Raw genomic sequence first — 9,889 nt, 5'->3', positions numbered from 1 at the left:
CGGTCTGGACGGGACTCGAACCCGCGACCTCCGGCGTGACAGGCCGGCATTCTAACCAGCTGAACTACCAGACCAGTTATAAGGAAATGTAATTTAGATTTTTTCTTTATCTCCAAAGAGATTAACTAGCGGTCTGGACGGGACTCGAACCCGCGACCTCCGGCGTGACAGGCCGGCATTCTAACCAGCTGAACTACCAGACCAGTATTGTTTTTCATTAAAGCGATGCAAAGATAGAGGTTCTTTTTCTATTTGCAACAGTAAGGGGCTTTATTTTGCAATTATTTTCGAGGTAAAATGAGCCATATTGCAATAGCTATCTACAATACAGGGTCTTAGTGCTTGAAATTATTTTATGTTTTTTATTAGCAAATATTCAAGATGTGTCAATTGTCATATCATAGCACTATTTATAGGCCAATTTGCAAATTATCACTTAGAGGAAATAATTATATACTTAACATATTTCCATAAAAACTATCTCAAAGGTTTTAATAAATACTCTAATCCATTCAGTTTAATTTCATACAATGTTGATAATAACATTCCTATTTTCCCTTCAGGGAAACCTTTTTGATGATACCAAGCCAAATAGAATTCAGGTAAATCGCATATTATTCTTCCTTTATATTTTCCATAAGGCATTCGCATTCGAACTAATTCCAGCAGAATTTTATTATCCATATATCAAGTTTTAAGTGAACTGCAGTGGTGTTTAAAGTTTGTTTTATTAGTGATTAAAGTGTAATAATCTGGAAGCAAATATATTAAATTATTAAACTAATATAAGTTGTCCCTAACTTAAGAATGTTGCACCTATTATATATATAAGGTACGCAGTAAGCACATTTGAGAAACTGAGGTATATTGGGTATTAGGCTAGAATAGTCTATTTAGAAGAAGAAAATAATAATCGTTGTCTAGCTTTTATTTTTTGAGCTAATATAGAAATCTTTCAATTCCTATTTAATAAGCTTCGTTTGCTTTAGCATCATCACCATTAGGGGCTCAGGTGAAAGTAGTATCAAGTTCTCTTGTATAATGCCGAGTGAAGCACTCCTGAAAAAATCCCTTGCATTCTTTTAATAAAGTAGTGGAAAGTAAATCAGGGTTTATGGAATGGTATAAAAATCTATACAATTGAATAAAATATGTGAATAATATAAAATCTCTACAGTCTAACTAATAAAGCACAACTCTTGATTCATATTAATACAGTTATTGTAAATTAATATGAACGAATATTTAATATAGCAATAAATTAACATATATATGCTGTAGAACATGGAGTGCTTTAGCTAAATAATACACTCTACGAAGCCCATAAATGTTGAGGTGTAGAAGTTTTTCTTTTTAAAGAAATATTTCTTTAATATGTGTGATTATTTACCATGTTTGACTTATATTTGCGCTCGTTATTTTGATAATAAAAAATTCGATTAGAACAGATATGTCATTTAAAAAAATTACACCAGAAGAAGCAGCATCATACATTCATCATGATGCAACTGTAGCGTTCAGTGGTTTTACACCAGCAGGTTCGCCTAAAGTAGTACCTGCAGCAATAGCAGCGAAAGCTGAGAAAGAGCACGAAGCTGGAAGAGAGTTTAAAATTGGAGTTATCTCAGGAGCATCAACAGGTGACTCTTTAGATGGAAAATTAGCTAGAGCTAATGCAGTTAAATTCCGTACGCCTTACCAGTCTAATAAAGACTTAAGAAACGCTATTAATAGTGGTGAAGTTGAGTATTTTGATATGCACTTATCTGCATTAGCTCAAGAAATGCGTTATGGCTTTTTTGGTGATATTGATGTGGCTATCATTGAGGCGGCAGATGTTTCTCCTAACGGTGAAGTTGTTTTAACTTCAGGTGTAGGTATTTCTCCAACGGCTGCTAAGTTAGCTAAAAGAGTTATTATCGAGTTAAATACAAATCACCCAGCATATATTAAAGGTTTACACGATATCTATGAGCCTTTAGATCCTCCTTACAGAAAGTCTATTCCTGTGCACGCTCCTGATATGCGTATTGGTGATTCTGTATTAAGAATCGATCCTGCTAAAATTATGGGTATCGTTGAGAACAATGCTCCTGACGAAACAGGTGGTTTTGCTCCTGTTGACGAGGTTACTGCTAAAATTGGTGATAACGTAGCAAGTTTCTTAGCTGGTGAATTACGTAAAGGTACTATTCCTGAGGAGTTTTTACCAATTCAATCGGGTGTAGGTAACATTGCAAATGCCGTTTTAGGTTCATTAGGATCTAACGAGGATATTCCTCCATTTAAAATGTACACTGAGGTTATTCAAGAGTCGGTTATTGAATTAATGAAAAAAGGTGATATTACTTTCGCTTCTGGTTGTTCATTAACGGTTTCGCCTCCTGTATTAGATGAAATATATAAAGATTACGATTTCTTTAAAGATAAATTAGTTCTTCGTCCGCAAGAGATTTCTAACAACCCGGAGTTAGTACGTCAGTTAGGATTAATTACTATTAATACTGCAATTGAAGCAGATATCTTTGGTAACATTAATAGTACGCATATTTTAGGTACAAAAATGATGAATGGTATTGGTGGTTCGGGTGACTTTACTCGTAACTCATTCCTTTCAATATTTACTTGTCCTTCAGTTGCTAAAGGTGGAGCTATCTCTGCTATTGTTCCTTTGGTATCTCACCAAGATCACTCAGAGCACTCGGTTAAAGTATTAATTACTGAGCAAGGTGTTGCCGATTTAAGAGGGAAATCTCCTCGTCAGCGTGCAGAAACAATTATCGAGAATTGTGTACACCCTGATTACAAAGACTTAATGAGAGATTATTTAGCGCAAACTGATGGTGAGCCTCAAACTCCACAAGCATTGAAATCAGTATTCAACATGCACAGTGAGTTTTTATCTTCAGGTGATATGAGAAAAACTAAATGGTAATCTACCATTTTAGCTAATAATATATAATGAGGGGTTGTTCGTAAGAGCAACCCTTTTTTTAATCGAAATTACTCGATTTTTTTTCACACAACTTTAAACATCAAACTATTTAATTCAATCACCATATGAAGAAATTACTTTTTTCTATTCTATTCCTTCTTACATTATTATCAACAAGTCAAGCACAAGAAGTTGGTATTCGTTTCCATAACTTTAGTGGTAGTCAGGTTGCTATCGATGGTGTTTTTAGTTTAGGTAAATTCTCTCGTTTACATACAGATATTACATTTGGAGGAGGCATGGGTATAGATTGTTTATGGGATTTTTGGTATCAGAATTTAGGAGGTGAAAAAGGCTTTATGTGGTATACAGGTGTTGGGCCAACTGCTTTTTTTGGAGATGCTTTTAAATTTGGTGCAGCTGGTGAAGTTGGGATAGAATATCACTTTTCAAGTGCACCTTTAGCAATTGGGGTTGATTGGAGACCTTATTTCCAAATGATTGATACCACTACCTTTAATGCAGATAGTTTTGGATTAAATATCAGGATCTGCTTTTAATCTATACAGTAAGGTTATAAACCAAATTAGTTTTAAATATACACTTATGTATATTGAAGTTGTTTAAAGTCGTGCTGAAAAACTGCGAGTAACATCTTGATTTTATGAGATTGAAACATGTATTTTATTTTGTCTCATAGAACTCTCGTTTCATTGACTTCTGCTAATTTTTATTCCGTAGCTAAGGCTATGTAATAAAAATTGAGCCTTGCCACTGAAAACCAATATGTCACTCTCTAAATTTCCAGACAACTTTAAACAACTTCATTTAAAACTAATTGTAATTGGTTGTATATGACTATAAATCATATGGTTTTTCTGGATATTATATCCAAATGGCTTTTTTAGGTGGATTACCTGTAGATTCAAAGCCATCTCCGTTTTCACGTAATACAGCTTGTAATTCTTCTGCTGTAAACTCAAAACCATCTTCTTTTGCTACAGCTGCAAATTTTTCCATAGAGAATATGTTGTCGTATTTAACACGAAACTCTCTATCATCTCCTCCTTTGTCTAATAATGCTTCTACATCTTTCTTTGACATAATATATAAGTTTAAATTTTAATTTTCTCAAAGATAATTACATTATGTAATATTTAAAATACAAATACTGTTAAATCGTAAATTTTAAGTGTATTTATGTGCTATATTGAAACTATTATTTAAATGAAGGGGAAAAGTTAAACTACATTTTGAATTTATTATATTTGCTGCTCACTGAATATGAAACTTAATCTATGGAGATAACAGAACTTGTAAAGAAGCACTTTCCATCACTCTTGGAACCCGAATTACTAGCAGATATAGAAAAGTACTGCAGTATTAAAACTATCGATGCTAATCAGAATTTTATCAATATTGCCGATGATGTTATAGCAATGCCATTATTAATTAAGGGAAGCATAAAAATAGTTCGTGAAGATGATATGGGTAACGAACTGTTACTTTATTATTTAAACGGTGGAGAAACCTGTGCAAGTATTATCTCATGTTGCATGAGTAGGGCCATTAGTGAAGTTAGGGCTACTGTTATAGACGAGGCCACAGCAATCATGGTACCAATAAAATACATGGATGAGTGGTTACAGAAATACAGTAGTTGGCGCAGTTTTATAATGATCGCTTATAGAACTCGCTTTGAGGAATTATTAAAAACCGTAGATAGTATTGCTTTTTTAAAGATGGATGAGCGTCTGGAGAAATACCTCATACAGAGATCAAAAGATACCAATACATTAATACTGCAAGGTACACATCAAGAAATTGCCGATGATTTACATACTTCTCGTGAGGTGGTTTCTAGGTTATTAAAACAGCTCGAAAAAATTGGAAGAGTTAAATTATCAAGGAATAAAATTGATGTAAGTACGTTATTTTAGTTATAAAATTTACTGAAGGGTGCTATTGATGGACAGAAAAGGCATTATAATAGCAGAAGTGTTTGTTTATTTAACATGTAGATAAATTGTAGAACATAAGAATTTTTAAATAACCTTTAAGTAAATAATTTATGAAACTATCCGTTTTATCAATTGCATTAGTTGTAAACTTAATTTCTGTTAAGGCGCAAACAAAATATAGTGCAGATTGGGAATCATTACAAAATTATCAGGCTCCAGAATGGTACGAAGATGCTAAAATAGGCTTTTGGGTACATTGGGGCGTTTATTCTGTACCTGCATTTAAAGGTGGTCATGCTGCTGAATGGTATGGGCGCTGGATGTATTGTCAGAAAGGACAAAGTAGCAGAAATAACCAGGGCTTAGCAACTCATTTACATCATAATGAAGTATACGGACCGCCAGAAGAGTTCGGATATAAGGATTTCATACCTATGTTTAAGGCAGAAAACTTTAATGCCAATGAATGGGCTGATCTCTGTGTAAAAGGAGGTGCTAAATTCTTTACAATGATGGGAGCCCATCACGATGCTTTTTGTTTATGGGATACCAAACTAAGTAAATGGAACTCGGTAAATATGGGACCCAAACGTGATTTGGTTGGTGAGATGGCCGAAGCAGCCCGTTCGAAAGGACTGAAGTTTGGCGTTTCGAACCATACGGCATGGAATTATTGCTTTTTTGAGTGGAATCATATTAATAGGTATGATGCAGTCAATCCTGCATATGAAGATTTATACGGAAATCCTATCGTTCAAGCGAGCGCAGATACCATTAGAATGTACGATGGCGAAACACGTAAAACCTGGATTCCGCGTTCAAGGGGTGCAGTTAAGCCCAGTGAGCGTGATATGAATCGTTGGTTAGACCGTACAAAAGAACTTGCAGATATGTATAAGCCTGATTTGTATTATTTCGATTGGGGATTTAACCCGAAAGAATGGGAATCGCGCAAGCAACAATTTGGGGCCTATTATTATAATAATGCCATTGAAGCGGGTAAGGGTACAATGGGTAATCCTAACGTAGTAATTAATTATAAAGGATGGCCAACATGGCGTCAAGGTGCGGCTGTGCGAGATTTTGAGCGCGGTGGTATGAATGATATCGCAGATATGGTTTGGCAAACAGATGATTGTGTTTACGACGATCATAATTGGGGTTATGTAGAAGGAACACCCATTAAACCTACCAATATGATTGTTGATCAGCTAATGGATATTATTAGTAAGCGCGGAGTGCTCATGTTATCATTTGCACCAAAACCAGATGGTACTTTCCCCGAAGAGCAAAAAACAATGATGTATGAATTAGGCGATTGGTTAAATATATGTGGAGAGGCAGTTTATAGTACGCGTCCGTATGAAATATTCGGTGAAGTAGGCGAACTATGGGGACAAAAAAATGAAACTGGTCATAAAATGTATACTGCAACCAATCAAGATATCCGCTTTACCCGTAATAAAGAAAATACAATTCTTTATGCCACTATTTTAAAGTGGCCATCAGATGGTAAGTTTATGATTACGAGCATGAGCGAAACTGATTTAAGTAGCTTAAAATCGATGCGAATGATAGGAGCGAAGGGTAAAATAAAATTTGAACAAAGCAATGAAGGCTTATTATTGAACTTACCTAAACAACCCAACTACAAATATGCTTATCCTATAAAAATGGAATTTAAAGGTCAAATTCCGAGTGTAAAATAGTTATTGAATTCAATTATATTGAAGCGATAGTATGTATATAACTCTTACATATTATCGCTTTTTTTTGTTTAACTAAAATAGAAATTAGGACCTTAATGTCATGCAATGTTATTGTTAATATACAAACACTACGAGACTACCCCCTCAAAATCAATGATTATTATATCATTATTTATTGTTGATCAAGTATATTTATAGCTAATAGTATTAGCTAAATATTTTATGAAAAAATTATACAGCATCTCATTCTTCATTTTGATGATCATGCAGTTATCTGCCCAAGAACATCTGGATAATTATAGATGGACAAGTGTTGAAACCACAGGAGAAGTAATTGGTAGACACGAAAATTCCTTTATTGAGTTTGAGGGTAAATTCTACTTAATAGGTGGTAGGGGTATAAAACCCGTGAATGTTTTTGATCCTGAGAATAATACCTGGACTTCGCTTGGTAAAACACCTTTTGAAATTCATCACTTTCAGGCTGTGGTTTATAAAGATGCCATTTACTTGATGGGTGCCATGACAAAAGGATATCCTAAAGAAATTCCTGTTGAAAATATTTGGATCTATTATCCCAATACCGATAAATGGGAGAAAGGTGATGCCATACCAAAGGAGATGCAACGTGGAGGAGCAGGCGCATCCTTATACAAGGATAGAATATACATGACTTGTGGAATTGAATTTGGACATACTAGTGGTACACATAATCGCTTTGATAGTTATGACTTAAAAACAGGAGAGTGGCAAAGTCTTACAAAAGCTCCTCACGTACGAGATCATTTTTCGAGTATTGTGGTTAAGAATAAGCTTTATTGTATAGGTGGACGAAACTCAAGCGTTCATTATCCTAATAATTTTAATGCCTTCTTTTGGGCTACAGAAAGGGCTGTAGATGTATACGATTTTAATAAACAAGAATGGTACACTATTAAGTCTCCTTTGCCATATGGTACTGCAGCTGGTGCTGTTGTTAACATTGGCAACTCTATTTTATATATGGGTGGCGAAGGCTCGCAAAAACAAGCGTATACAAATACTCAGTGCTTAAATATTGAAACAGAACAATGGACACAGTTGGCGGCTTTATGCATAGGACGGCATGGTACAGGAGCTATTTTGTATAACAATGATATTTACATTGCTGCAGGCAGTCATGTGCAAGGTGGAGCGAATATGAATACTGTTGAAAAATTCTCGTTAAATCATAGCTGGAAATCCTTATTTAATGGCCATAATTTAGATGGATGGAGTGTAAAATGCATTGATGCTGATAAGAGTAAGAACTTTTGGAAGGTAAAAGATGGTATACTAGAATCTAATTCCCTTGGCTCAGAAGATCATCATTATATATGGCTGCAAAATGATGAGATATTCGGTGATTTTGAATTGAGATTAAAGTTTCAGGCCAGTAAACTGAACAAAGGAAATAGTGGTGTGCAGATTAGAAGCAGATACTCAGAAAAGGATATAGTAGAAAATGATGTAAAAGGATGGATCGATGGTCCTCAGGTAGATATAGATCCCAACAATCCTTGGCGTAATGGTTTTATTTACGATGAAACCAGAAGCGCAAAAAGATGGGTTTACCCTGATTTACCAGATTGGAAAATCAGTAAGGAGGAATATGCGCCAAAACGTGTGATTCATTATTTCGAAGGTGATGAAACTGGATGGAACGATATGACTATCATATGTAAGGGCACGCGCATAAAAACCATTGTAAATAATATTGTTGTGGCAGATTATGATGGTGCGGCAACATTAAAAGATAAAGGGCATAAAAAACTTAAGGTCGGACTTGAAGGTTATATTGCTTTACAAATACATAAAAACTCGCAAAACAATATTCGCTTTAAAAATATAGAAATTAGAGCATTATAATACCCCAAATATTTATCTTCTTATATGCGAGCCTTGCACCTTAGAAGATGTAATGCTTAATAATTATAAGATAGTTGCATAGGACCTATATAGCCAATGCAAATTATGGTTTTATCGTCTTTATATGCCATAGAATGATATTAAGATGATTTCATTAATCTTTCTGCAACTGAAAGGAATCATTTATGAAAGATGTTCTCATGACTCAAAATTATATAGACTATCTTTTTTATGTCAATTATTTAATCCTGTAAAGGCTTTAAATTAAGAGTATAGGAATTTTAATAGTGTTTTCTTATATTCAGATATTATTATCTAAATTCTAATACTAAAAACATGAAAAAGAAACTTTACTTATTATTAATAACACTGCTAACCTTATCTATTAATAATTCATTCTGTCAAATAACCATTTTGTCCGGACCCGAGAAAACCTCATATCATCAGTTTGCCGAAGATATGGTAAAAGTTCTTGGAGATAAAGAAGGGATTGAGCTAATTAACAAATCTACAGATGGCAGTGCGGCTAGTTTCGAACAGCTTATTGATCCCGCTAAGGAAGGAAAAATGGCATTTATTCAATCGGACTATTTCGGAATTAAAAAGGCAGAGGACTTAATGAACGACACGCATAAAACCGATTCAATTATAGTACTTATGCCAATGGCTAAAGAGCAAATGCATATTTTTACTCGTAAAAGTAATGGTATAACAAAGCTTGAAGATCTTAATCAGAAAAGACTTGCCGTTGGTACTAAAGACCAAAGCACCTTTTATACGGCTCAGATTATTCAGAAACGTTCTAAAATTGATTGGTATGCAAATGAGTTGAATTACAGCGATATGTTAAGAAAAGTAGCATCGGGCAATATTGAAGCTGCATTTATTATCGGAAGCTCTCCATTACAATTATTAGATATTGACCCGCAAATTATGGTGGATGAGATAGTACTTGTAGAAATAACTGATTTTAATGGATGGGCCGAAGAATACGAAAGAGATGTAATATCTGCTGGTGAATATAGATGGCTTGATAAAGATATACCAACATTCTCGATAAGATCACTATTGCTTGTAAATAGAAACAAGCTTACTGATGCGGATAAAAAAATAATTGAAAACATTAAAACAGGAATTGCCACTAATATTGAATACCTAAAAGAAGTAGGCCATCCAAAGTGGAATACGGTTGAGATACCAAGTAATAACTAATTTTTTAAGTACTAATAATCTGAAGGCTGTCTCAGAATGAGACGGCCTCTTCTTTTTAGTTACAATTCGTAAGTTAACTCCAACTTTAAAACACAAAAACATTCCTTAAACTCAACAATCACTTTCTTAATTATTAGAAACATGCTGAAGCCTTTTTCTAGTAGGTAATTTACTTATAGCAACAT

The 9,889-nt window shown here is 34.3% G+C and carries 8 protein-coding genes and 2 tRNA genes; 6 read left to right on the top strand and 4 right to left on the bottom strand.

All coding sequences use genetic code 11. The features are described from left to right. The 3 genes from QMO11_RS06065 to QMO11_RS06055 all read right to left on the bottom strand — a co-directional run bounded on the left by QMO11_RS06065 (nt 1) and on the right by QMO11_RS06055 (nt 684). Nucleotides 1-74: transfer RNA gene (locus tag QMO11_RS06065), tRNA-Asp, on the bottom strand. 55 nt (nt 75-129) lie between these two features. Then, nucleotides 130-203, bottom strand: a tRNA-Asp gene (locus tag QMO11_RS06060). Between the two features lie 274 nt (nt 204-477). After that, entirely contained in the window at nt 478-684 is a 207-nt protein-coding gene (locus QMO11_RS06055) for a DUF3820 family protein (protein ID WP_075602447.1), read from the bottom strand. A gap of 736 nt (nt 685-1,420) precedes the next feature. Here QMO11_RS06055 and QMO11_RS06050 point away from each other — a divergent pair. Both QMO11_RS06050 and QMO11_RS06045 read left to right on the top strand, forming a co-directional pair. Next, nucleotides 1,421-2,935: a butyryl-CoA:acetate CoA transferase gene (locus QMO11_RS06050; RefSeq protein ID WP_486660037.1), complete on the top strand. Its 1,515-nt coding sequence runs from the start codon at nt 1,421-1,423 to the stop codon at nt 2,933-2,935. A gap of 125 nt (nt 2,936-3,060) precedes the next feature. Beyond that, on the top strand, nt 3,061-3,495 hold the full coding sequence (locus tag QMO11_RS06045) for a hypothetical protein (protein WP_282036491.1): 435 nt from the start codon (nt 3,061-3,063) through the stop codon (nt 3,493-3,495). 325 nt (nt 3,496-3,820) lie between these two features. Here the strand turns inward: QMO11_RS06045 and QMO11_RS06040 are convergent, their stop codons facing one another. After that, the gene (locus QMO11_RS06040; protein ID WP_282036490.1) at nt 3,821-4,039 is read right to left on the bottom strand and encodes a Nif11-like leader peptide family natural product precursor; all 219 of its coding nucleotides are present in this window, start codon (nt 4,037-4,039) and stop codon (nt 3,821-3,823) included. Between the two features lie 194 nt (nt 4,040-4,233). Between QMO11_RS06040 and QMO11_RS06035 the strand changes: the two genes are divergently transcribed. The 4 genes from QMO11_RS06035 to QMO11_RS06020 all read left to right on the top strand — a co-directional run bounded on the left by QMO11_RS06035 (nt 4,234) and on the right by QMO11_RS06020 (nt 9,704). Then, complete coding sequence (locus tag QMO11_RS06035; RefSeq protein ID WP_282036489.1) at nt 4,234-4,875, top strand: Crp/Fnr family transcriptional regulator; 642 nt, start codon at nt 4,234-4,236, stop codon at nt 4,873-4,875. A 131-nt stretch (nt 4,876-5,006) separates the two neighbouring features. After that, nucleotides 5,007-6,605 (top strand): alpha-L-fucosidase, encoded by a 1,599-nt coding sequence (locus QMO11_RS06030; protein ID WP_282036488.1) that lies wholly within the window; start codon nt 5,007-5,009, stop codon nt 6,603-6,605. Between the two features lie 222 nt (nt 6,606-6,827). After that, entirely contained in the window at nt 6,828-8,492 is a 1,665-nt protein-coding gene (locus QMO11_RS06025; RefSeq protein WP_282036487.1) for a 3-keto-alpha-glucoside-1,2-lyase-like domain-containing protein, read from the top strand. A 336-nt stretch (nt 8,493-8,828) separates the two neighbouring features. Beyond that, nucleotides 8,829-9,704, top strand: a complete 876-nt coding sequence (locus QMO11_RS06020; RefSeq protein ID WP_282036486.1) for a TAXI family TRAP transporter solute-binding subunit — start codon at nt 8,829-8,831, stop codon at nt 9,702-9,704. Nucleotides 9,705-9,889 lie beyond the last annotated feature (185 nt).

The organism is Saccharicrinis aurantiacus, from assembly GCF_947489045.1.
Lineage (GTDB): Bacteria > Bacteroidota > Bacteroidia > Bacteroidales > Marinilabiliaceae > Saccharicrinis > Saccharicrinis aurantiacus.
The sequence above is the reverse complement of the archived record's forward strand: the minus strand, read 5'-3'. Positions and strand labels throughout refer to the sequence as shown.